Annotated in this window: 19 protein-coding genes; 10 read left to right on the forward strand and 9 right to left on the reverse strand. The window is 54.7% G+C overall.

Annotated elements, in window-relative coordinates; genetic code table 11:
• Nucleotides 1-147: 147 nt before the first annotated feature.
• The 7 genes from AC0KVQ_RS12380 to AC0KVQ_RS12410 all read right to left on the reverse strand — a co-directional run bounded on the left by AC0KVQ_RS12380 (nucleotide 148) and on the right by AC0KVQ_RS12410 (nucleotide 8,992).
• Nucleotides 148-657, reverse strand: a complete 510-nt coding sequence (locus AC0KVQ_RS12380; RefSeq protein WP_473421471.1) for an OmpA family protein — start codon at nucleotides 655-657, stop codon at nucleotides 148-150.
• Nucleotides 658-733: 76 nt separating this feature from the next.
• Nucleotides 734-1,231, reverse strand: coding sequence for an Hcp family type VI secretion system effector (locus AC0KVQ_RS12385; protein ID WP_473421472.1), 498 nt, complete (start codon nucleotides 1,229-1,231; stop codon nucleotides 734-736).
• Between the two features lie 59 nt (nucleotides 1,232-1,290).
• Entirely contained in the window at nucleotides 1,291-2,772 is a 1,482-nt protein-coding gene (gene tssC / locus AC0KVQ_RS12390; protein ID WP_473421473.1) for a type VI secretion system contractile sheath large subunit, read from the reverse strand.
• Nucleotides 2,773-2,775: 3 nt separating this feature from the next.
• The gene (tssB, locus tag AC0KVQ_RS12395) at nucleotides 2,776-3,282 is read right to left on the reverse strand and encodes a type VI secretion system contractile sheath small subunit (RefSeq protein WP_473421474.1); all 507 of its coding nucleotides are present in this window, start codon (nucleotides 3,280-3,282) and stop codon (nucleotides 2,776-2,778) included.
• 43 nt (nucleotides 3,283-3,325) lie between these two features.
• Nucleotides 3,326-4,357 carry a type VI secretion system-associated protein TagF gene (gene tagF / locus AC0KVQ_RS12400; protein WP_473421475.1) on the reverse strand — a complete coding sequence of 344 codons (1,032 nt, stop codon included), beginning with the start codon at nucleotides 4,355-4,357 and terminating at the stop codon, nucleotides 3,326-3,328.
• Between the two features lie 14 nt (nucleotides 4,358-4,371).
• The gene (tssM, locus tag AC0KVQ_RS12405; RefSeq protein WP_473421476.1) at nucleotides 4,372-8,115 is read right to left on the reverse strand and encodes a type VI secretion system membrane subunit TssM; all 3,744 of its coding nucleotides are present in this window, start codon (nucleotides 8,113-8,115) and stop codon (nucleotides 4,372-4,374) included.
• Nucleotides 8,116-8,140: 25 nt separating this feature from the next.
• Nucleotides 8,141-8,992 (reverse strand): M15 family metallopeptidase, encoded by an 852-nt coding sequence (locus AC0KVQ_RS12410; protein WP_473421477.1) that lies wholly within the window; start codon nucleotides 8,990-8,992, stop codon nucleotides 8,141-8,143.
• A 281-nt stretch (nucleotides 8,993-9,273) separates the two neighbouring features.
• Here AC0KVQ_RS12410 and tssJ point away from each other — a divergent pair, with 281 nt between their 5' ends.
• The 10 genes from tssJ to tssA all read left to right on the forward strand — a co-directional run bounded on the left by tssJ (nucleotide 9,274) and on the right by tssA (nucleotide 21,119).
• Nucleotides 9,274-9,870, forward strand: coding sequence for a type VI secretion system lipoprotein TssJ (gene tssJ / locus AC0KVQ_RS12415; RefSeq protein WP_473421478.1), 597 nt, complete (start codon nucleotides 9,274-9,276; stop codon nucleotides 9,868-9,870).
• A gap of 11 nt (nucleotides 9,871-9,881) precedes the next feature.
• On the forward strand, nucleotides 9,882-11,252 hold the full coding sequence (tssK, locus tag AC0KVQ_RS12420) for a type VI secretion system baseplate subunit TssK (RefSeq protein WP_473421479.1): 1,371 nt from the start codon (nucleotides 9,882-9,884) through the stop codon (nucleotides 11,250-11,252).
• Nucleotides 11,253-11,289: 37 nt separating this feature from the next.
• Complete coding sequence (gene icmH / locus AC0KVQ_RS12425) at nucleotides 11,290-12,018, forward strand: type IVB secretion system protein IcmH/DotU (protein WP_473421480.1); 729 nt, start codon at nucleotides 11,290-11,292, stop codon at nucleotides 12,016-12,018.
• Nucleotides 12,015-12,503: a type VI secretion system baseplate subunit TssE gene (gene tssE, locus AC0KVQ_RS12430; protein WP_473421481.1), complete on the forward strand. Its 489-nt coding sequence runs from the start codon at nucleotides 12,015-12,017 to the stop codon at nucleotides 12,501-12,503. Before icmH ends, tssE begins: the two co-directional genes overlap by 4 nt.
• 199 nt (nucleotides 12,504-12,702) lie before the next feature.
• Nucleotides 12,703-12,966 carry a PAAR domain-containing protein gene (locus tag AC0KVQ_RS12435; RefSeq protein ID WP_473421482.1) on the forward strand — a complete coding sequence of 88 codons (264 nt, stop codon included), beginning with the start codon at nucleotides 12,703-12,705 and terminating at the stop codon, nucleotides 12,964-12,966.
• Between the two features lie 22 nt (nucleotides 12,967-12,988).
• On the forward strand, nucleotides 12,989-15,682 hold the full coding sequence (gene tssH, locus AC0KVQ_RS12440) for a type VI secretion system ATPase TssH (protein WP_473421483.1): 2,694 nt from the start codon (nucleotides 12,989-12,991) through the stop codon (nucleotides 15,680-15,682).
• A 2-nt stretch (nucleotides 15,683-15,684) separates the two neighbouring features.
• On the forward strand, nucleotides 15,685-17,535 hold the full coding sequence (gene tssF / locus AC0KVQ_RS12445) for a type VI secretion system baseplate subunit TssF (RefSeq protein ID WP_473421484.1): 1,851 nt from the start codon (nucleotides 15,685-15,687) through the stop codon (nucleotides 17,533-17,535).
• 14 nt (nucleotides 17,536-17,549) lie between these two features.
• Nucleotides 17,550-18,533, forward strand: a complete 984-nt coding sequence (gene tssG / locus AC0KVQ_RS12450; protein ID WP_473421511.1) for a type VI secretion system baseplate subunit TssG — start codon at nucleotides 17,550-17,552, stop codon at nucleotides 18,531-18,533.
• Nucleotides 18,534-18,560: 27 nt separating this feature from the next.
• On the forward strand, nucleotides 18,561-20,030 hold the full coding sequence (locus AC0KVQ_RS12455) for a hypothetical protein (protein ID WP_473421485.1): 1,470 nt from the start codon (nucleotides 18,561-18,563) through the stop codon (nucleotides 20,028-20,030).
• A gap of 6 nt (nucleotides 20,031-20,036) precedes the next feature.
• Nucleotides 20,037-21,119 carry a type VI secretion system protein TssA gene (tssA, locus tag AC0KVQ_RS12460; protein WP_473421486.1) on the forward strand — a complete coding sequence of 361 codons (1,083 nt, stop codon included), beginning with the start codon at nucleotides 20,037-20,039 and terminating at the stop codon, nucleotides 21,117-21,119.
• Between the two features lie 57 nt (nucleotides 21,120-21,176).
• Here tssA and ahpF read toward each other — a convergent pair whose 3' ends face one another.
• Nucleotides 21,177-22,739: an alkyl hydroperoxide reductase subunit F gene (gene ahpF, locus AC0KVQ_RS12465; protein ID WP_473421487.1), complete on the reverse strand. Its 1,563-nt coding sequence runs from the start codon at nucleotides 22,737-22,739 to the stop codon at nucleotides 21,177-21,179.
• Nucleotides 22,740-22,861: 122 nt separating this feature from the next.
• A complete protein-coding gene (ahpC, locus tag AC0KVQ_RS12470; RefSeq protein WP_473421488.1) occupies nucleotides 22,862-23,428 on the reverse strand; it encodes an alkyl hydroperoxide reductase subunit C in 567 nt (188 codons plus the stop codon).
• Between the last annotated feature and the right edge of the window lie 116 nt (nucleotides 23,429-23,544).

Consider the following 23,544-nt stretch of genomic DNA (forward strand, 5'->3'; position numbering starts at 1 on the left):
CGCCTCAGCGCCGATGATAGTGCAGATTGCCTGTGTGAAAGTAGGTCATCGCCAGACTCCCCTTAAAAACCCCCAGCTCAAAAGGCTGGGGGTTTTGCTTTGTGCACCCGACAGGTCAATAATTGCCAGGCAGAAATTAAATGGAAATTATTTCCCCCCAATTTCACTGGAAATTGTCGCGACATGGCGCGCCTCATTCGTGACATTTGCAATACTGATCTTATTCACGTCAATACCAAGTCTGACCAATTCCTCTTTGACGGTGAGTGCCCGCGCTTTGGCGGCACGCGTTGCATTTTTTATAGCACTCCGGTCACAATAGCCGGTAATAGTGACTTTATCTCCAGTTTTTAATAATGGCAGCATCTGTTCAAGTTGTTGTTGCGCCATTTTGTCGAGCTTGGCACTCATCTTGGTGAACGAAATGGTCATCGTAATGGGCTGCAGTGGCATTATCACGCTTTGGGCGGGGGTGACCGTTTCACTTCTTTGGGGGGGATTGTTGCTGCTCTTGTTCACAATGGTATCGCTGATCTTTTTCTGGACTACGTCCTCTGCTTGCCCTGTCAATTCATCTGTCGTTGGTACGGTTTCACACCCTGTTAGCAAAGTAACGGTGGCAAGTAATAATAAACCAGTCACTTTTATACTTTTCATGCAGTTCTCCTGATGGAGTATGAGTGTTGTCACGAACATGCCAGCGCGGGGCTGGCATGCTGTCATTGATCAAGATCTAGGCGATCGGCTTGTTCGCTGTCAAATCCCAGCCAGCACTGATGTTGCCTCCTCCTGCACCATCGGCACGTTTTTGCTGGGTATAGGTCCACTTGATCTTGCCGTAACTGAAGCTAACGGTTTCACCAGGAAATCCATCATCAGAGGCTGCGCCGCTGGTTCCGACTCGGGAAATCAGGACCTGTTCGAGTTTTACTTCCATGTATTTGAGCTTGTCGCCACCTGAACGACAAAATTCGATCACGACTTCCTTGATATGTTTCCCGGTGCAGCAAGCCTCGTAAATTTTCGGGCTGGCTTTGTCGAGCAAGTGGTAAATATCAAAAGTGGCGTGGTTGACGCGCTCGGCGGTGGCGCCACCTACTGAGCTGGCCGTCGCAGATGCGGGCTGCTCCATCCCATGCTGAAACGAGAGAATTTCAATCCAGTCCTTGTGTTTGTCATCCGTGCTTTCGCCGGGGATACCGTCAATTTTCAGAAATGCGTCAAATGCCATATTGCTAATCTCCCAATAGAGAAAATTCAGGTGGATGTGGAACTCGCAGCGGTTTGTTGTTAGCGAGTCGGTTTCGGCAACTCGGCGACGAGCCGCAGCGAAATGGTTAGCTCGTCGAGCTGGAAATGTGGACGCAAAAATGCGGCAGCACGGTAAACACCGGGACGCCCGGCTACTTCCACGACATCAACGCGGGCTTCTCGTAGTGGGTACTTTGCCTTGGCTTCTTGGCTGGCTGAGTCATCGAGCAGTACATACTGGGCTAGCCAGGTGTTGAGAAAGTCCTGAACGTTCTGACGTGAGGCAAAACTACCGATCTTGTCGCGCATGATGGATTTCATGTAATGCGCGATACGCGATACGGCAAAGATGTAAGGGAGTTGGGTGGAGAGCCGTGCATTGGCGTTGGCTGCATCGGTGTTGTAGCTTTTGGGCTTTTGAACAGATTGGCCGCTAAAGAAGGCTGCGTAATCAGTATTCTTACAATGCACCAGCGAGATGAAACCCAGGTCAGACAACAGTTTTTCGTTGCGATCGGTGATGGCGACTTCGGTTGGGCACTTGAGTGCGACTTCACCTGCATCGGTGGTGAACGTATGCGTTGGCAGCGCTTCAACAAGCCCACCACCCTCGACGCCACGAATCGCTGCGAGCCAGCCATATTCGGAGAATGCTCCCGTCATGCGGGCACCAAAGGCATAGGCTGCATTGGTCCAGAGATATTTGCAGTGATCTGCACCATTGACGTCTTCCTCAAATTGAAACGCTTCCACTGGAACTGTCTTGGCTCCATAGGGCAGGCGGCCCAGGACATGAGGGAGCAGCAGGCCAACGTAACGTGCATCTTCTGATTCGCGAAAAGATTTCCATTTGGCATATTCGACAGTGTCGAATATTTTCGACAGATCGCGTGGCTTGCCAATATTGGTAAAACTCTCAAGACCAAATAGTTGTGGGCCGGCAGCTGTAATCAGCGGGGCATGTGCCGAAGCGGCTACATGTGAAAGCTCTTCTATCAGGAAAAAATCTTCCGGGTGACGCGTGAATTCGTAATCTCCGATCAGACCGGCATAGGGGGCGCCACCGAAAGAGCCATATTCCTCTTCATAGATTTTCTTGAACAAGGCACTTTGATCGAATTCTGACGACGCTTTGAAATCTTTGACCAGATCTTTTTTACTGGCATTCAGCACCTTGATTTTTAACTGAGTACTTGTTTCCGACTGATCTGTAAGGTATTTCAGTCCACGCCAGGATGCCTCCAACTTCTGGAAATCAGGGTGGTGCATGATTGCATTGAGTTGGGTGGAAATCAGTTCATCCAGTTCCGCAATGCGGGCATCGATGCTGGCGGTTAAATCTCGCGATACCGTAACACTGCCTGCGAGCACTTGACTGACCAGTTCTTCGATCAGATCCCTTGTGTAGATTTTTTCCTGCTCATTGGTGGCGACCTTGCTTTGCTCAATGATGCTGTCGAGCAGGCTGGTTTCGGTGAGCATGGCGTTGACGTTTGCATGGATCAATGCGGAGGCTGTCATGAGTTACTCCTTGTCGCTGGGTTGAGTGCCGATTTCGTGCAGTTTCTGTGTGTCACGCAGAATTTCATCCAGCAGGCTTTCCAGCTTGTCATTAGCCACCATCTTGTTGCGCAGATCTGCCAGCCTGGTGCGGGCTGCCAGCAACTGACGCAAGGGGGCAACCTGATTTACTACGTTTTGTGGTTCAAAGTCTTCAAGCTTCTGGAAGTTGAGCTCAATCGAGAGCTGATTGCCGGCCTCTTTCGACAGCGTGTTATCCACGCGCATTGCCAGGCGAGGGCTCATGCCTTTGAGTACGTCATCGAAGTTATCGCGATCGATTTGGATGAATTTACGTTCCTTGAGCTTTGGTAATGCCTCCTTGCTGTGCCCGCTGTAATCGCCCATCACTCCAAGCACGAAAGGCAACTCCTTGGTTTCGATGGCATCGCCGATTTCGACGTCATAAGTGATCTGGACGCGAGGCGGGCGGATGCGGCTGAGTTTTTTCTGGGTACTTTCGCTAGACATATTTTGACCTGTCTGTAGTGGGGTGAAATGGTGGGGGTGAGGGTCAGCTGTTCCCGATTTTTTCCGCCAGCTGTGCGGTGAACTCGATCACTCGGCGTATGTTGGCCTGTGGATCAAGCAATTCGCGGCCAAGCAGATAGCTGGCCTCGGCATACAGGCGATGTGTTGCCCATGGTGGATTGGGTGTGTCCAAATCCAGTACGGTGAGCGGATCAGGCGCTGCACCTTGAAGTGCATGGGTGAGGCGCGACGGTATCCGGTCCGGGACGATGGTGAGGCGCGAGACGCCATTGCGGTGCGAGATGAAATATCCGGATAGGGCGTCGCCACGCAGATGGTGGGAAAACTGCATATAGATCATCAGCCAGGTGGCACTGTAGAAAGCATCTACGGCCGTGTCGCCAGGCAGGGGCAGCGAAATCTGTTGTTGCGTGCTCGGCGCGTTGAAACGTTTGCTTAACTCCAGTGAAAAACCGATATTGATCAACGCACGCTCAAGCAATCCACGATTGCCACGTTGCTCAAAGAGTGCTTCCAGGCTGGTTGCAGGTTGATATTGGTGAAAGCGTGTCAGTAATTCTTGCGCAAGATCCAGATCGGCACTGGCATGCCGACTGTTTCCAAGTTGTGTTTCAAGAAAATGCCGACATGCCAGCATTTCCACCGAATTATCGATTCCGCTAATCAATTGTTCACGCAGCCCAGTAAAGAAGAGCTCATAGACCAGCGGCAAATAAGGCATGAACTCGCTGATGGATTCACTCGGGGTAATGATGCCGGCTACTAAGGGATAGCGGCGGCCAGCACTGTCTCGACTGGGATGCATTGCGCCGATGAAGGCATGATGGAGATCTTGGGAAACAAAGAAAAAATCACACGGGCCGGCATGATCATAGTTTTCCTCCCAACCTGGTGTGGATGAGACTGCATCCAGGCTTTGTGCCAGTATGTTGTCAAATTCGCGAGCGATCGGATGGGTGGCATTGATGTAGAGAAAATCACTCCGTCCAGGTAATTTGCCAAAAATGGTGTAAGTTGCGATGCTTTCCAGGCTGCGGCCCTGTATCAATGCCATGTCTGGTATCCCTTTCAAAATGTAACTTTGGCAGGGAGGTTTTGCTTGCGCAGGCCGCCGAGCAACACGGGGTTATTGCCGCTGACCACCCGGAAATTGACACGAATTCGATCGGTCATATTCGTTTTGTTCTCTTGCGGGATGGGCCATTCGATCTGGCTGGAAGTCGCGGTGGTATTTTCGATGTGGCCGTGGGTCAAAAGACGCATCAAGCCCAGGCGTCCATTGAAGTTGTGTACCGTTAAGGTGGTTCCATTGAAGTAAACCACCTGAATGCGTGCGCCCAGAGCCGCTCCGCTGTTGCCAGGCCAGTTGAAGGGTGTCCAGATTTGCGGTCCATTGCGGTATCGCATGATCTGGCCATCAATTTCGATCAGGATTTCACTCATACCCGGGCTGGGGATGGGTTGCAGTTCAAACCGGGAAATATCATTTTCCGGCAGCAAGGTGGAACCCAACCCGGAAAGCCGGTTGATGCCGGATAGAAATCCTGGCGAGAAGTGGATGCTCTTGTCGGCCCAACTGCGCGCAATCAGGAGATCTCCTTTGCGGACCACCAGACCATCGAGGTGTTTATTAACGAATTTGGCCAGAATCCCTTCTTCTGGTTTGAGGAATTTCACAATATCGGCCATCGTGGCTTCATTGGCACTGTCGGCAAACGGATACTTGCTGGAAAGACTGGCCCAGGATGTCAGAACATCATGTCTCCATGCATCGTTCAGTGCCTGTTCAACCGGTGCGATCAACGCTGAGAAGGCGTGAATCAGCGGGCGAACCAATAGTGGACGTACCGTATTTCGAGCGTCCTCCGAAAGCCCCGCAAGCAAGGTGGTATCGATGTATTGCAAGGCCTCGGAGAGTTCGGAGCCGGAACCGTTGAAAGTGGCCTGCATCAATTGACGTGATTGCATGCCAGGTTGGTCGGCACTGGCGATCTGACCTAATCGCGTGTGCAATTTTCCGAGGATATCCAGATAGCCTTGCAATAACGGGTGCGATCCTGTTGGGTCAGGTGTCCAATCATGGCTCCAGGCAAATTGGCTGCCGAGCGAACCATATTGATGGGTTGCCAACTTGGTATCTACGTGTGATGTGGCCAGTAGCTGTTCAGTTTTTTGCAGGACGCTGACTTTGGCATTCTCAATTGAGCGGGATATTTCGCTGGGGTTATCCCATGATGTTTCGCATGCAATGCGCGCCAGAACGATACGGATCGGAGAGTTGCTTCGATCGGAAAGTATCCTCAACGACTGTGCTGCGCTTTCCGGGTTGGTATATTCAGGAACTGACAATCCAAGCAAAAATCGTTTCCATTCTGCGGCGTACTCGTTGCGATACAGCTTTTCCAGTTCAAGCTGATTGTTTGTTATATCTCCGTTCTTGCCGAGATTGTCCTGGATTGATCCACCCAGTACCCAGTCATCCCCCTTGATTTCCCCGTGGCTCGCATCCTGGATCGCCTTCCGGAAATATTTTTCCCAAGCTTCACGGGTAAAGGCACCTGCGATCATGTTGCTACTGGTGAGTACCCCTGCATTTTTACCCTCCAGAATTCTGCCGATGGTGAGCGGTGTAAATTGCGTATTGGCACGTGCCTTGAGCTCGTTGTACACACGTTCATGTGCACTCATCCGGGTGCGGGAGTTCTGCAAAACTTCTCGTGCCTGGTTGATCACATTTTTATCTGTGGTGATCAGAGGGAGATCCGGCTCATCAATCTGGGAGATATAAAACCCGACCAGTCGCTCAGCCAGGAGATTGACGCCGGCAGCCGGTTGCCCTCCGCTATGGCTTTCTAGCCAGCCGCGCCAATGGCGTGGTAACTGATCAGCCAAGTGCGTGGCTTCCATGTGGGCAGGATCAGCCAGCATTAAATAGGTTTTGAGTGAGTTGTATTGCTTTTCCTGCAGGTCGATGTTATCGGGTGCGATGCTTGATCCAGCTGTCGCTGCCGTGGCACGCATGGGTACAGGTCCACGTGCCGGTCGATAACTGCTCAGGTCGATGCTTGGCAGTTCATCTCGCTCTTGGGAGTGGCGCGAAGGTCGGGGCAGGGAGGGTGTGGGTAAATGGGGGGGAGTTGCCGCTGCTTTTTTTGGGGTACTTGCCAGCAGCGTTGCTTCCAGATGCGCTTGAACCGGCTCGAGCATGAGTTTGCGTACGCCAGCAAAGTATTCCTTGCGCAGTGTCTGTTCGATGGCTTGTCCGCGGTATAGTCCGAGGCCAATTTCCCAAGGGTGGTTTCCTTTGCGGTAGCGATACAGTTGCTCAATGCGCAATTGCAGAACCTGCAGGCGCATGAGCTGGTCATGCAGCGTACTGTTGCTTGCCGGTATTCCCGCGGTGTGCAGTTCTTCTGACGCCGCAGCAATCAGACGTTGATTACCCAGGTAGGACCAGGTCAGTCCCCCGCTCAAGCCCAGCAAGAACAGCAAACCGGTCAGGATGGAAACCAGCCGGATTCGTGCGGTGGCAGGTTTTGTCTGTCGCATGATCAGGTGCTGGTCAGGGAAAATCACCTCCCGGAACAAGTCACGCAAAAAATAACTGTATGAGGATACTGGCGGACCGGATTCAAACCCCGCACGCGAAAGATCGAACTGCGCGGCGATGCGATTCCCTGCACCGATACGCGGAGTTCCCTCTTGCAGTGCGCTAGTAAAGTAAAAACCACGAATCAGGGGGCGACTGTGATAAGGGTCATCCTCATGCAGGAGTTCAGCAAAACGTGCAATCGCTTCCTTGAGTGCATGGAATTCGATCGGGAAAGCGAAATGTGCCGGGCGATTCTGTGAGCTGCCAAGACGAGTAGCCTGTTTTTCTTCGCCACGCTGTACCAACCCTTTATAGAGCGTTTCCATCTGCTGATGGATAACCTGAGTCAGGTTGAAACCCGTTCCCTGATCGTGGGTAAGGGTCGCGCCCCAAGGCTTGGTGCGCTCTGCTTCTGGCATATCCTCGAAATACTGGCTGAATCCGCTCAGTAGATCGGCCTTGGTGAACAGAAGATAGATCGGAACCTGCACTCCAAAATTGTCTTCGATTTCGTAAATTCGCTCACGAATCTGGCGGGTGTAGATGGAGAAACTTTCATTTTTGTACTGCATTAATTCCGGGAGACTGATGGTTACCAGAATGCCGTTAACGGGTGCCTTGGCGCGGTATTTCTTGAGCAATTTCAGAAAACCCAGCCATTCACCGCGATCCTCGCTTTGTGTGGCGTATCGCCCCGCTGTGTCTAGCAGTACACCTTCCGTCGAGAAAAACCAGTCGCAGTTGCGTGTACCGCCTATCCCCTGGATGCCATTTTTTTCGTTGATTGGAAAAGAAAGCCCCGATTGCAGGATGGCCGAGCTTTTGCCGGCTGCCGGGTGGCCAATAATCATGTACCAGGGTAATTCGTACAATGCTGCTTTGCCGCGGATCTTGCCGATGCGCGAGGTTTTCAGCGTGTCGATAGCTGAAAGTAATCGTTGACGCAGTAATGCGACCTCCGCGCGCCGATCTCCCGCTGCCATGACCGCATCATCGGCTTGTCGCAGCAATAGTTTTTCCAATAAACCACTGGCATGCCGGGATAGATATTCGTGCAGCAGAAGGCTCGCGACCCAAAGCATCATGACGCCAAAAATGCAGGTTAAGCGAGACTCGCGTGATTCAAGGCCCAGCAATTGACCCATGAACCAGATCAATAGGATCAGGATCAGAAACCCCAGCGTTGACGCAATCTTTGGATCGCGCAGCCATTTCGACATCTTTTCGATCTCCGTTGTGCCAGATTTAGTGGTGAGTGCTGTTGCGGGCGGTTCGAGTTTTAATTAGCGTGGCGAGAGAGCCGCTCATTTCCACATGACCATAATCCCGAAATGACCAGCGCCCTCCCCATGTCATGCCAAGCAGCTCTGCTTCCTGGCCGAGTGTGCGATAGGCTTCATTGGCCCATTCGTCCTGGTTCTGGATGATCAGTCTCCCATCGTGCAGCGGCGCAACGTCAACCGCCAATCCAAATTGATGTTTGCTTTGATTGCCGCTGACCCGGGTAATGTGATTACCGCGGCTTGCCAAAATGTCTTGTCGCTCTGCGCTGCGATACCCCTCCAGCAGCGCCAGCGGATAACCACGTTTTTCCATCCTGGAAAAAAGTTGCAACACCCGCTGGGCGAAGTCGAAATCCAACTTCCCCCAGTCGCGATTTGCACTGGGCAAGTCAGTGTTACCCGTCGAGGTGAATAGCATCGGTGGCAGCGATGGTGGTGGGGCCAGTTTTTCTTCTGCCAGCATCTGGCGGACGCGTTGCTGCCCAGCTAACTCATGAATTTCCAGTTGCGCTGCGTCATGTTGATTTGCATTGATTTGTGCGAAATAAATCCCCGTCGTCAGCAGGGCGGGAATGGACAGGGGTATCAACCACCAATTCCAGCTTTCCCGGATGTATTGGGTGTAGGCAGATGCCCAAACTTTTGTTAACGCCTTTTGTGGCGCAGCTTCATTTTCTTTGAGTACTTGCAGCTCAGCGCAATGCCGTGCCGAGCGAATGGCTTGCAAGCAAATCCAGCTCAGCAGCACGTTCAGTAACAGCACAATCACGACGAGGATGTCGTCTAATCCTGACAAAAACATATAAAAATTCATCCATTGTGATTGCGGCCTGCTCGCATGGAGATGGTGTCTACTAATGACCTGCTTGACTGTCGGCTGCCCCGGTGCTTGCGTTATCACTCGGTCAACACACGGCGTGAGTTGGCAAACGACCATCATTGTTTCTTGGTCTGACATTGTTAATTAAGTAAGTTTAAAATAAGATTGGTGTATTTTGCAACGTGTTATAAAGTAAAATTTGCCTTGACTGGCTAGTGTCTTTTGTTTAGATTTCTCATTGCTTACTTTATTCGTATAAATAAATTTAAGCGAATATGAGATTAGTAAGTTATTGGGGGTGTGTCGTGTGCAAGTTGTTGCGCAAAGTTGCTTTGCATGTGCTGCCTCTCCTGTTTTTGGTGGCATGCACAAGTTCTGGCCCTATCAATGTTCAAGTGAGTGCTATAGCAGACGCCCGCATGAATCAGGATGAAATCGGCAATTCGCTTTCTCTGGTGGTAAGGACTTATCAGCTCAAATCAGAGAAGTCATTTGCGGCGCTCACTTTTGATTTTCTGGCGTCTGGGCGACAGGAAAATGAACTTCTCGGTTCGGATCTGGTTGCGCTGCGCGAATTGGTCGTGGTGCCGGGAGGACGAGTGGATATTCAGGACAATCTGCACCAGGAAACCCGCTATGTCGGTGCTGTGGCATTTATGCGCCATCCGGATCCGCATTACTGGCGCGTGCTGGTAGATGCGCGACAGGTTCGAAAAGACGGACTAACCCTAAAACTGAGCGACTGCTATCTGCAAGTCATCAAACCAGATTTGTTATTGCTTCCGGGGCAGCCCCCACAACCCAGTGGGATCTGCCCTTCGATGCCCGGTGGGCAGGCTCGTCCGATGGCTCATCCCCGCCACGGCAGATAGTTTTTTCGTTGATGTCCCGATTATTCAGCAAGGAACAGTACGTGATTCAGGCACAAAGAGTGCTGTGGGGCGAAGGCATGTTTTTACGCCCTCAGCATTTTCAACAACAAGCATTGTTTTTTGAGCAATCGCTAGCACAAGGCTTGCCCATGCATACCTGGGGGGTACGCCGCGTGGCGATGGATAACCAGGCCCTTAAAAACGGCATTTTGCGAGTTGATGTGCTTTCGCTCGTTTTTCAGGATGGTTTTGCTGTGGATGCGCCCACATCCGAGCCACTGCCTCAGGCTCGCCATCTGAATGAGTTACCCCAGCTGGGCAATAAAACGCGGGTCTACGCCTGCCTGCCGTTGCTGAATGCTTTTGGCTGCAATACTCGGGAGTCTGGCCAGGAAGTTTCGCGACCGACCCGATTTGTGAGTGAACGCGCCGTAGTGACTGATCTGTATACATGCGCAATTGACTCGGATGTCACGGTGCTGCGCGCTCAGACGCGCTTGATGCTGGAGGAGGAAAACCGCGATGGCTATTACTGTGTTGCCATTGCCAGAATTGCCAAAGATGCCATGGGTAACTGGCTGTTGGATGAAGCGTTCATTCCACCCTTGCGCACACTGGCCGGCTCTCAAGCGGTTCATCTGCTGATACGGCGTTTGCTGGATATCCTGCTGGTAAAAAGCCAAAGTCTGGGTGCCATGCATCGCGAGCGCTCCGGAAAGGTCATGGAGTATGGCACCAGTGATGTGGCATCTTTCTGGCTGCAACATACGGTCAATCGCAATTTTCCATTGCTGAATCACTTTCTGCATCAGCCCGATGCTATATCTGAAGCCCTATATTTGAGCTTGGCGCAGATGGCTGCTGAGTTAATCACCTTTTCGTCGTCGCACAGTCTGGCCGATATCCCGCTTTATCGGCATGACGATTTAACGTTGGTATTGGTGCGGCTGGACGAACTGATCCGAGAGCTCTTGGGAACGGTGATCTCGGCACGTTATGTTGTGATTCCACTTTCCACGCCCAAACCCTCTTTTCATGTTGGCATGCTGGAAAGCGAGCGTCTGATTGAAAACGTCGACTACTACCTCTCGGTACAAAGCGAGATGCCGTTGGCGCAGATCATTGAAGAAATCCCGTTCAAGCTGAAGGTGGGGGCACCGGATGATGTAGAAAAAATACTCAACTCGGCATTGCCTGGGGTGCGCTTGATTCATGCAGCACAAACCCCTGTGGCAATTCCTGTGCGCGTTGGGAATCACTATTTTTCCTTTGATCCGCACGGACAGATTTTTGAACGCATGCAAAAGGCACGCAGTATCTGCATTTATGTGCCGCAGGCGCTGGCCGAATTGAAACTTGAATTAATCGCCGTGTTCCGTTGAGGCTCCCATGACAACCGCCACGCTTGCTGCACAACCCATGGCCACCCGGCTGATAGATACGCCTCGCCCCCCCAGTTTGCGTGATTTGCTGGAGGATGGGATTTATCTCCTGTTTATGCTGCGTGACGGCAATGCTCCGAAGAGTGCGATGCAGTTCAATCGATGCATTGATCAATATCTGGCCATGTTTGAACGTAATGCCCGCAATTTTGGCAAGTCTACTGATGCCATAGAGCAGGCGAAATACGCATTTTGTGCCCTGATGGATGAAATTGTGCTCGCCTCCAATTTTCCGCTGCGTGAAGAATGGGAACGCGCACCCTTGCAGCTGCGTTTGTTTGGCGAACATTTGGCCGGAGAAGGTTTTTTCGAACGATTGGAACAACTGCGCTTCGATCCTGCCAAGCATATTGAGGCGCTTGAAGTGTTTTACAGTTGTTTGCTCCTGGGCTTTCAAGGCAAATATCTGCTGGAAGGACATGACCGGCTGGCCTATCTGCAACACCGCCTGGGGCAGGAAATTCAGCAGGCAAGAGGTGGATATGCCGATTTTTGCCCCAACTGGAAATTGCCACAGCGCTTTCAGCAATATGTGAAGAACGAACTACCCCTGTGGCTGTTTTTTGCCCTGCTGGCGATCGTGCTGGTCGTGGTGTACCTGTCATATCACTGGATGCTGGGGAATAAGATCGATGCGTTGACTCAGCATGCAGCGCAAACCCTTCCCGGCATGCGCATCGCATCGGCGGTGGTGTACAAGCCATGATTCGATATCGCCAAGCCAATATCATGGTGCCATCGTTGCTGGATCGTTTGATGGATGACAGCCTGCATGATCCGGTTGAGGCTGACGTGCCACGGCTCGACCTGCGCATGTACAAGCAAAGTGTCGCCCGCGATCTGGAATGCCTGCTCAATACGCGTTTGGGTCATGGTGAGGCGCTTTTCGAAAACTGCGCACTGGCCCGTTGTTCCGTTATCAATTTCGGCATTCTGGATGTCAGCAGTATCTGTTTGCTTGATCCGGATGACCGTAATTTTCTCCGCGATAAGGTACGGGAGGCGATTGAACGCCACGAGTCCCGTCTTGGACGCGTTCGAGTGACATTGGAAGTGCCGCAGGAGTACGAGCGTCAATTGCATTTTCGTGTGGATGCTGTGCTGCGCGTGCATCCCGGCCGGCCAGCCGTATCGTTTGATGCGGCATTGCAGTTGTCATCCAATGCCTATCAGGTTCGTGATTCACATTGAAAATAAAAGTGAATCCAGCCACGGGCACTTCGAAGAAGGCACAGTCAGATCGGATGATCGCTGTTGGAAATACGGCACGGCAATTTGGTATTTGCATCGGCCATAGTGATGTTGCAGATGATCTTTACCGATCTGCGATTGATGGCTTGGTTGGCACAGAAAACCAATGAGGCGTTTATGTCATGAGCAAGGGAGAGAAATGCGCGGCGTGATCCTTTTGGGTGACCCAACCAGCCATGGCGGCACAGTGGTCAGTGCCAGTTCTCATGTCTCGGTACATGGCAAGCCAGTGGCACGATTGGGGGATCGGTGTACATGTCCGATAGCGGGACATCACAACTGTGTGATTGTTGAAGGTGATCCGGATGTGCTGATCGATGGCATTCCCGTCGCTTTCGCTGGGCACAAGACCAGTTGTGGTGCCGTACTGATTTCCTCAACAAGCACGACTGGTCGAGGGTGAGTTTTCTACTGGGTAACGATTGATGACACGGATGCTCAAAACCCTGATTTCCCAACTGACCCCGCTTTCAAGGCGCAGCCTGGAAGCCGCGGCGAATCTGGCGCTGACCCGCACGCACCACGAAGTGGATGTCGAACATGTGCTGCTGTGCCTGCTCGATCGCGACGACAGCGATTGCGTGGCGGTGCTGCATGCGTTTGGCGTGGATGCCGATGCTTTTGCTGATGAGCTCAATGCCGCTCTCGCCGGTTTCAAATCGGGCAATACGCGCACGCCGGTGCTGTCGCGCCAGTTGCCCAAGTGGCTGGAGCAGGCGTGGCTCTTGGCCAGCGCGCAGCTCAAGCAGAACCAGATCAGCAGCGGCGTGCTGCTGCTCGCCTTGATCGCCAATGAGGAACTGTTGGAGACGCTGGGCAAGGCCGGCGTTTTGCTGCGCGGCATTGAAGCCGCTGAATTGCAGAAGGCGCTGCCGGCTTTCCTGCGCCAGTCGCGCGAAGGCAATGCGCCGGCGAGCCCGATGCCGCAGGAAGCGGCCGAGGCCGCGCCGGTGGCGCGCGGCCCGAACCGCACGCCTTCGCTCGATGCCTACACGATCGACCTGACCGCGCAGGCGTGCTCGGGCAAGATCGATCCGGTGCTGGGCCGCGATGCCGAAATCCGCCAGATGATCGACATCCTACTACGTCGCCGCCAGAACAACCCGATCCTGACCGGCGAGCCGGGCGTGGGCAAAACCGCGGTGGTCGAAGGTCTGGCGCTGCGCATTGCCGAGGGCACGGTGCCGCAAGTGCTGAAGAATGTGGTGCTGCGCACGCTGGATCTGGGCCTGTTGCAGGCGGGCGCCAGCGTGAAGGGCGAGTTCGAAAACCGTCTGCGCGGCGTGATCGACGAAGTCAAAGCCAGCCTGACCCCGATCATTCTGTTTATCGACGAAGCGCACACCATGATCGGCGCGGGCGGGCAGGCCGGCCAGAACGATGCGGCCAATCTCTTGAAACCCGCGCTGGCGCGCGGCGAGTTGCGCACGATTGCGGCGACGACCTGGGCCGAATACAAAAAGTATTTTGAAAAAGACGCCGCGCTGGCGCGTCGCTTTCAGGTGATCAAGGTTGAAGAGCCCGATCTGGAATCGGCGATCCAGATGCTGCGCGCGGTCGCGCCGGCCATGGAAAAACATCACGGCGTGCGCATTCTGGATGAGGCTGTGGTCGATGCGGCCAAGCTTTCCAGCCGCTACATCATTGGTCGCCAACTGCCGGATAAGGGTATCAGCGTGCTCGATACCGCATGTGCGCGCGTAGCCTTGTCGCAAGCCGGCAAGCCCGGCCCGATTGAAGACATCGAAACCCTGCTCGCCAATATCGAGCGCGAATGTACAGCGCTGGCCAAGGATGGCGAAGCGTACCGCCACGATGCGCGCCTGAACGAACTCGCCACGCGTAAAACTGAATTGGAACAGGATCTTGCGACCCTGCATGTCGCCTATGAAGCGCAAAAAGCCAAGGTCGAAGAAATCACCGCGCTGCGCGGTGAAGTGCTGACCTTGCAAGACGCGGCTGATCACGAAGAGGGCGGCAAGAAGCGCAAGAAGGCGGACGATCCGCTTGTGCAGGTGCGCGAACGTCTGCACGCCGCGCAAGCCGAACTGCGCGCGATGCAAAAGACCCAGCCGCTGCTGTACGAATGCGTGGATGGCGGCACGGTGGCCGACATTATTTCGGGCTGGACCGGCATTCCGCTGGGCCGCATGGTGGCGGACGAACTCGAAACCGTGCGCAATCTGCAGGCTTTGTTGGAGGAGCGCGTGATCGGGCAATCGCATGCGCTGGCGGAAATTGCCGAGCGCATTCGCATTTCCAAGGCGAGCCTGGAAGACCCATCCAAGCCCAAGGGCGTGTTCCTCTTGGTCGGGCCGTCGGGCGTGGGAAAGACCGAAACCGCACTGGCGCTCGCCGATGCGCTCTATGGTGGCGATCGCAATCTTGTCACCATCAATATGTCTGAATACCAGGAGTCGCATAGCGTCTCGGGCCTGAAGGGCTCGCCCCCCGGCTATGTGGGTTATGGCGAAGGCGGCGTGCTGACCGAGGCCGTGCGTCGCCGCCCGTATAGCGTGGTGCTGCTCGACGAAGTCGAAAAAGCCCATCCGGATGTGATGGAGCTCTTTTTCCAGGTGTTCGACAAGGGCACGCTGGAAGATTCGGAAGGCCGCGTGGTCGACTTCAAGAACACGGTGATCATCCTGACTTCCAATGTCGGCACCGATATCGTGATGCGGGCGATGGAGCACGGCGTGCGTGCGAGCGAAGAGGAAGAACCGCGTGCGCCGACCGTGACCGAGTTTACCGAGCTGCTGCGGCCGTCCTTGCAGAAAGTGTTCAAGTCCGCTTTCCTCGGTCGCCTTTCGATCGTGCCTTACTTCCCGATTCAAGATGACGCCCTGCGCGCGATCATTGGTCTGAAACTGGGCAAGGTCGGCAAGCGCCTGCATAGCAATCACGGCATCAAGGTGGATTTCCCGGCAGAGCTGATCGAGCTGATCGCCGGGCGCTGTCTGGATGTGGACAGCGGCGCGCGCGATGCCGATGCGATCATCAACCGTACCGTGCTACCGCAACTCTCGGACGAAATCCTGGGCTTCATGGCCGAGGGCCGGCCGCTCAAGAAGCTCGGCATTCAGGTCAAGCGCGGTGAAATCCGTGTGAAGGCAGCTTGAGCATGCTCGAAGAGTTGTTACCTTATTACGAACGTGAGCTGGCCAATCTGCGCCAGCTTTCCGGGGAGTTTGCCCGGCGTTACCCCAAAATTGCCGGACGACTGATGCTGGAAGGGGATCAGTGTGAGGATCCCCATGTCGAGCGCTTGCTGGAAGGCTTTGCCTTTATGGCTTCGCGTATCCATCGCAAGCTCGATGATGAATACCCGGAAATAACCGAGAGCCTGTTGCAGGTGCTGTATCCGCATTACACCCAGCCTTTGCCTTCATGCACCATCCTGCAACTGGAAGCCGATGCCAGCAAGCCGGAAATTGCCGGGCGCTATCACATTGCGCGCAATCAGTCGGTATTGGCACCTGCGGTCCAGGGTATCCAGTGCAAGTTTCGGACTGCTTATGCCGTGGACCTGTGGCCGATTACGGTGATCGAGACGCGGATTGAACAGGTGTCCAGTTCCTCATATCTGCAGAGAACTGCACAGGATGCGGCTGCGGTGCTGACGCTCAAGCTGCACACGCTCGGTAACCTGCCGCTGGCCCAGCTTGGGCTAGATAGGTTGCGTTTCTTTCTGGATGGTGATCCGCAACTGATGCCCCTGTTGTATGAGTTGCTTTGTGTACACAGCTTGCGGGTACAGATTTTTAATGGCGATGGCGTTTTGCAGCATACCTTGCCGGCGGGTGCAATCAGTCCGGTCGGTTTTGCCTGCGACGAAGCGCTGTTTGATTATGATGCGCGGTCCTTTCCCGGATACCGGTTGCTGTCGGAATACTTTGCATTCGCAGAGAAATTCCTGTTTGTCGATCTGCAGGGCCTGGATCATTCTGATCTGATGCTGGACGGACAGGTGCTGGAGATCCGCATTCTGTTTGACCATTTCCGGGATGGTGAACGTTATCTTCGCTTGATCGATGAGTTGGGGCCGAATAATTTTCGCTTGGGCTGTACCCCGGCAATCAACTTGTTTCGCCAGGCAGGGGAGCCTATCCGGATTACCCATCAGTGTGATACCTATCCGGTCTGGCCGGATAGCCGCAAGCAGCATGCATTCGAGGTGGTGAATATCGATAGCGTGATCCGCGTGGAGCGGGCAGGCAGCAATGAGATCACGCAGCGCATACCCCCGTTTTATTCGGTCAGTCATGCCAGTAGCGGTGTGAGTCGTTTTTACTGGCATATCACGCGGGAGGCCTCCACGCGCGCGCAGGATCGGGGCCGTGATGTGATGCTCAGTCTGGTCGAGCAGGATTTCAGTCCGGCGCGGCCTGATGCCGAAGTGCTGAGCATGGAACTGACCTGCAGCAATCGTGATTTGCCCGAGCAGATACCGTTTGGCGGTGGCGAGGCCGGGAGCCATACCGATTTCAGCTTGCCTGGACATGCCATCGTCAAGCGGGCTCGGGCACTGCGCAAGCCCACGGCTTCGCTGCGCCCTCCCACCAAGCGTGGCTTGCAATGGCGATTGATCTCGCATCTTTCGCTGAATTATCTGTCGATCGTAGATAGTGGTCGCGAGGCCTTGCAGGAAATGCTTTCGCTTTACAACTACAGTGACAGCCATGCCAATGTACGTCAGATCCAGGGGATTGCTGCCATCAGTAGTCATCCGACGGTGGCATGCATCAAGAGCGGCGCATTTTCTGGATTTGTCCGCGGGACACAGATCGACCTCACCCTGGATGAGGAGTTTTTTGTCGGTAGCGGTATTTACCTGTTCGCCAGTGTGCTGGAACGATTCTTTGCGTTGTACTGCACTCCCAACAGTTTTGTCCGGCTGCATCTGCATAGTCGGCAGCGGTCAGAGGAGGTCGCGCGGTGGAAACCACGCTCGGGCGATGCACTCGTGATTTGAATGTCGCGTTGCGGGTGGAGCCTTCCCGCTACCGTTTTTTTCAAGCCGTGCGGCTGTGGGGGCTGACTTGCCGTCAGCCCGGAGAGAAAAGGCTGATTCCAGCATCCTTGCGTTTTCGCACCCCGGCTTCGTTGATGTTTCCGCCCAGTGAGGTGCTTGTTGTGCGCGAACGTGAAGCCAGCGAGGCCGGACAAGGTGTCTTGGCGGAGATGGAGGTCAGCTTTTTGGGGCTGACCGGGCCGTCTGGAACGTTGCCAAGCCATTACACCGAATTACTGATCGAACGGCGTGCATATTGGCGTGATGGCGCCATGCATGAATTCTTTGATTTGTTCTCGCATCGATCGATCAGTCTGTTCTATGCAGCCTGGCGCAAATACCGGCACTGGGTTGCCTATGAGTCCGCTGACAACGATGGGCTTGCACATAATATCAAGGCGCTGGCTGGCATCGGTATTCGGCAGCTTTCGGAGCAGATCGCCGTCGGGAGCGGGGGCGTATCGCCTCTCTTTTTTATGTATTTTGCTGGCCTGCTGGCGCAAAAACCGCTCTCGGCCTGCAGTCTGGCTACCTTGCTTTCCGGTTATTTTGAAGTGCCCATCAAGGTCGAACAGTTTGTGGGAGAGTGGGTTTCGCTCCCTGCCAATGCGCAAACACGTCTGGGCCAGCAAGCGGCAAGCCTGGGTGGCGATGCGATTTCGGGAGAACGCATCTGGGCACGGCAGAATAAATTGCGTCTGATTGTCGGACCTTTGCGTGCCAATCAATTCGTGGCATTTCTTCCGGGGGGCTGCGGATGCGAGGCTTTGGCGACCCTGATGCGTTTTGCTGTCGGGCATGGATTGGGGTGCGATGTCATGCTGATTTTGTGTCAATCCGATATTCATCGTTCTCGCATGGATGGCGAGGCTGATGTGCGCTTGGGGTTCAACGCATGGGTATCGAGTGTGCCGCTGGATCATGATGCGGATGATGTGCGGTATACCTTGCTGCATTGAGCTGGAATGGAAGGGAAAAATACGCGCATGTTGTTCAATCTCGGGACGTGGATGGCGACGACACTGGGCTGGGCCAGCCTGCTGTGGTTCGGCCTGAAGCTTGAGCTGGCAAGTTATTTCCCTCTGACGCTGATAGCTATCCATCTGGTACCGCCCTTGCTGATTACACTGGTGGTGGCCGCATGGCGCCATGTGCGCAAGCGGCGCGCGGCATCCAGGGAGGCGGAACACTTGGCGTTCGAACAGGAAAAGCATGTGGCTGCGCAGTTGGCCGCGCAGCAGGCGCATCTCGCGTACATGGCGCAGCGGCGCGAGGGCTGTGATTGCCGAGGCGTGGCCGTGACCGGTTTGCGCGTGCCGGATGATCAGGTTCTGCAGTGTTTGCCGCAGGGCGATGGACTGTACTGGAGTCTGCTGGAACTGGAGGATGAACCGAAAGCGCAGGACCCGCATGCTGCGCTTGTGCCACCTCTGCAAGAGGCATTGCAGGCCGTGTATCAGCGATGTCCTGCGGCAATCTGGCTACCGCTTTTTATCTGTCCGCCTGCTGCTGCCCAGATCGGTGCGTCCTGGCAGGATTGGGTGCGCGATGCCGCACAAAGTGTGGCACGTACAATAGTTGGGGATCAGTTGCCGGCAATGTCATTGCGCCTTCTGCCTGAAGCCGTGCATATCACCGAGCGTTATCTCGATTTGTTCGAGTCCGATCCAACGTTGCCTGGGGCAATCGTTCTGGGTTTCGATTCCCCGGCTATGTTTGGCGTTCCGGATACGCCATGCGATGTGTCAGATCCCACCGCACAAGAATCACGACTCTGGCTGGGGCGACCGGGTCAGGCCGTTGTTGCCCTGTTGTTGACTGCACCGTGGTTGGCGCATCAGGTGGATTCCTTGCGGGTGAAGACATCGCAGCCTGTGGTCGATAGCTATACCCCGTACTGGGATCGAGATACGGTAGTACATGATGAAGCATGGTTCGCACAAATTCCGGCACCTTGGCGCGATAGCTTGCTGGATGTGCCGATATTGGCCCGGCTGTATCGGGGTGGGTACAGCCAGTCAGAGCAAGTGCCCGTTCGGCCGCTGGCGCTGGCGGATTGTTGTCTGAATGTACTTGATTGCGCACTGATCAATGCCGGCTTGCGCGAAATGCCTTACGGCGCCCAGTGCTCGGAAGCTATCGCGAAGCCACTTGATGCCCACTGTCGCTGGCTGGTTCATCATGCCGGTAGCGTCGAGCGTGGCGGTGTGCGCCTGGCCGCCTTGGGCAATGCCCTGACTTCTTTCGGTATCGATCTGCATCCGATTGATGATGCCTGCAATAGTGTCGTGTTGTTTGGCCATGTCGGGCGTGTTTTGCCGTTTTTGCTGTCCGCACTCACCATTGCGCACGCGTCTCGTGCTGGCGGCGCGCTTTGTGTCGAGTTTCCCTCTTCCGCCGAAATCGCTGCCTGGCTGGCGCTGTCGCCTGCAAGAAAATTGAATTTGAATGGATAAATTGCCATGAATGCTGAATTGCGCGCGCAATTGTTACATCCGATCTCGCCAGCCAGTGCCGCCGGGGAGGATATTTCCTATTCCCGGTTTTTTGACGACATTCGCGAAGCGCGCCGTTGTGATGATCCACTCCTCAATCAGGGGGAGTGGGCGACAGGAATAAAAAATGCCGACTGGTCCAGGGTCCGGCAATTGTGCGAGCAGGCCCTGCAGTGCGAGAGCAAGGATCTGCAACTGGCAGCCTGGTATCTTGAGGCGCTGACACGCCAGGGTGGCTTTGCAGGGCTTGGCTTTGGTTTGCAGATATTGACAGGACTGGTTGAACAATATTGGGAAACACTCTATCCGGCATTCGATCCGCATGATCTGGATGCACGCGCCGGCAAGTTTGAATGGGTGAACCGGCAACTGGCCAGCGTTATCCGTGAAATCCCGCTTACCAGCGTGCAGCATGGTGCTTATACCTGGAATGACTGGCAAGCATCGCGCGAAGTTAAAAATCTGGGCTTGCGCGACCTGCAATTGCGTGAGGCGGCCATTGCCGGCGGCAAGCTTTCCGACGAGTGTTTTGATAAATCGGTGCGTGAGAGTGGGCAGCAGCATTATGCGCATTTGGCTACGGAAGTCGCTAATGCCTGTCAGTATTTGCACCAGCTGGAGGCGTGGCTGGATCGGCATATGGGCGCGCAGGCTCCCAGTCTGGTAGATCTGCGCCAGGCGCTGGCCGATTGTGATGCTGTTATCAGGCAAGTTCTGGCGCAGTTTGGAGGCGATTCGATTTCACCGCATATGATGTTGCCAGACATCCATCCACAGACTAATTCTGTGAATCCTGCGGTGACGAGTGTGCCACTCGCTGGTGTGTCGGTACATGCTGGTGCGATTGCCTCGCGTACCGATGCTTTGCAGGCTTTGCGCCAGGTAGCGCAGTACTTTCGCATCAACGAGCCTCATAGTCCGGTAGCACTGCTGGCTGAACGCGCAGCACGCTGGGGCGAGATGTCGCTGGAAGAATGGTTGGCCAGTGTCATCAAGGATGACGGGACATTGCATCAGCTTGATGAGCTGCTGGGTGTGCGGCGAGGCTGATGCCGACAGTCACGAGGCCCTGATTCGGGCCTCGTGTGACGGATGTTGGCGTGACGTTTATTTCGGCGCCGACGTTCTGATCAGGTGATCAAACGCGCTCAGGCTGGCTTTTGCACCTTCACCCATGGCAATGATGATCTGCTTGTACGGCACCGTGGTGGAATCACCGGCTGCAAATACCCCCGGCAACGAAGTTTGCCCTTTGGCGTCGATTTCGATTTCCCCGCGCGCAGAAAGCTTGATCGTTCCCTTCAGCCAGTCTGTGTTTGGCAACAGGCCGATCTGTACGAAGATACCTTCCAGTTCGATCCAGTGCGTATCGCCACTGTTACGATCCTTGTAGAACAGGCCGGTCACCTTCTGGCCATCGCCGCTGACCTCGGTGGTCTGTGCGCTCTTGATGACCGTGACGTTCGGCAGGCTGTAGAGCTTGGCCTGCAGCACGGCATCGGCACGCAGCACGCTGTCGAATTCAATCAGGGTGACATGGGCAACGATGCCGGCCAGATCAATGGCTGCTTCCACGCCCGAGTTGCCTCCGCCGATCACGGCCACGCGCTTGCCCTTGAACAGCGGACCATCGCAGTGCGGGCAGAAGCAAACACCCTTGGCCTTGTATTCCTTCTCTCCCGGCACATTCATTTCACGCCAGCGCGCCCCGGTAGCAAGGATAACGGTCTTGCTCTTCAGTTCGGCACCGTTGGCTAGTTTGATGCGATGTGGTTCACCCACCTCACCCGGCACCAGCGCCTCGGCGCGTTGCAGGTTCATGATGTCCACTTCGTAAGTCTTGACATGCTGTTCCAGCGCCATGGCCAGCTTGGGGCCTTCGGTTTCCTTGACTGAGATGAAGTTCTCGATGCCCAGGGTATCGAGCACCTGGCCGCCGAAGCGCTCTGCCACCACGCCGGTGCGGATACCTTTGCGTGCCGCGTAGATGGCTGCAGCCGAGCCGGCAGGGCCGCCACCGACAACCAGAACATCGAAGACTTCCTTGGCCGACAGCTTTTCGGCTTCACGCGCACTGGCACCGGTATCGACCTTGGCGAGGATTTCTTCCAGCGTCATGCGGCCCTGGCCAAAATGTTCGCCATTCACGAAGACGGTCGGTACGGCCATGATCTTGCGTGCCTCGACTTCCTGCTGGAACACCGCGCCATCGATCATGGTGCTGCTGATATTCGGATTCAGCACGGCCATCAGGTTGAGCGCCTGCACTACGTCCGGGCAATTGTGGCAGGAAAGCGAGATGAAGGTCTCGAAGCGCAGGCTTCCGGGCAAGGACTTGATCTGTTCGATCAGTTCGGCTTCCACTTTGGGTGGATAGCCGCTGACTTGCAGCAGGGCCAGTACCAGCGAAGTGAATTCATGCCCCATCGGAATACCGGCGAAATGCACGCGCGCAGCATCGCCGGGGCGGGCAATCGCGAAGGATGGCTTGAGGGTGGCATCGCCATTCTCGCGCATGCTGACCTTGTCGGAGAGGCTGGCAATGTCTTGCAGCAATTCACGTATTTCTGCGGCTTTGCTGCTGTTATCCAGTGTGGCAACCAGCTCGATCGGATTGACGAGCTTTTCGAGATACGCCTTCAACTGGGTCTTGATGTTGCTGTCGAGCATGGTATTCGTCCTTTGGCAAAAGGGATTGCAATGAAAAAGCGCCAGACAGGTTAATGGCTGGCGCTTTTGCGCTGCAACCCGGTGGCAGGAAACCCGTGTTTCCGCCACCGTTGTTCAGTAGATTAGATCTTGCCGACCAGATCCAGCGACGGAGCCAGAGTGGCTTCACCCGGGGTCCACTTGGCCGGGCAAACTTCACCCGGATGGGAGGCTACATACTGGGCAGCCTGCACCTTGCGCAGCAATTCCTTGGCATCGCGGCCAATGCCCAGATCGTGGATTTCGGCAACCTTGATCTCGCCTTCCGGGTTGATCACGAAAGTGCCGCGCAGTGCCAGGCCTTCGGATTCGATCATCACATCGAAGTTGCGGGTGATCACGCCGGTCGGGTCACCGATCATCGGGTAATGGATCTTCTTGATGGTGTCCGAAGCATCATGCCATGCCTTGTGGGTGAAATGGGTGTCGGTGGAAACCGAGTAGCATTCCACGCCCAGCTTCTGGAATTCCGGATACAGATCGGCCAGATCACCCAGTTCGGTCGGGCAGACGAAGGTGAAATCGGCCGGGTAGAAGAACACCACGGACCATTTGCCTTTCAGGTCGGCATCGCTTACCTGGACAAATTTGCCATTGTGGTAGGCAGTGGCGTTGAAGGACTTGATGGTGGTATTGATCAAGGAACTCATGCTGGTTTTCTCCTGGTTGTGGTGACTATTGCTTGATTCGAAGAACGCGTGTTGTTCGTCGATGGATGTGACTGTAAAGCAATCTTTTTGATCAATCTAATTGATCTTTCCCAACT

This window comes from Formivibrio sp. oc-25 (genome assembly GCF_055810895.1).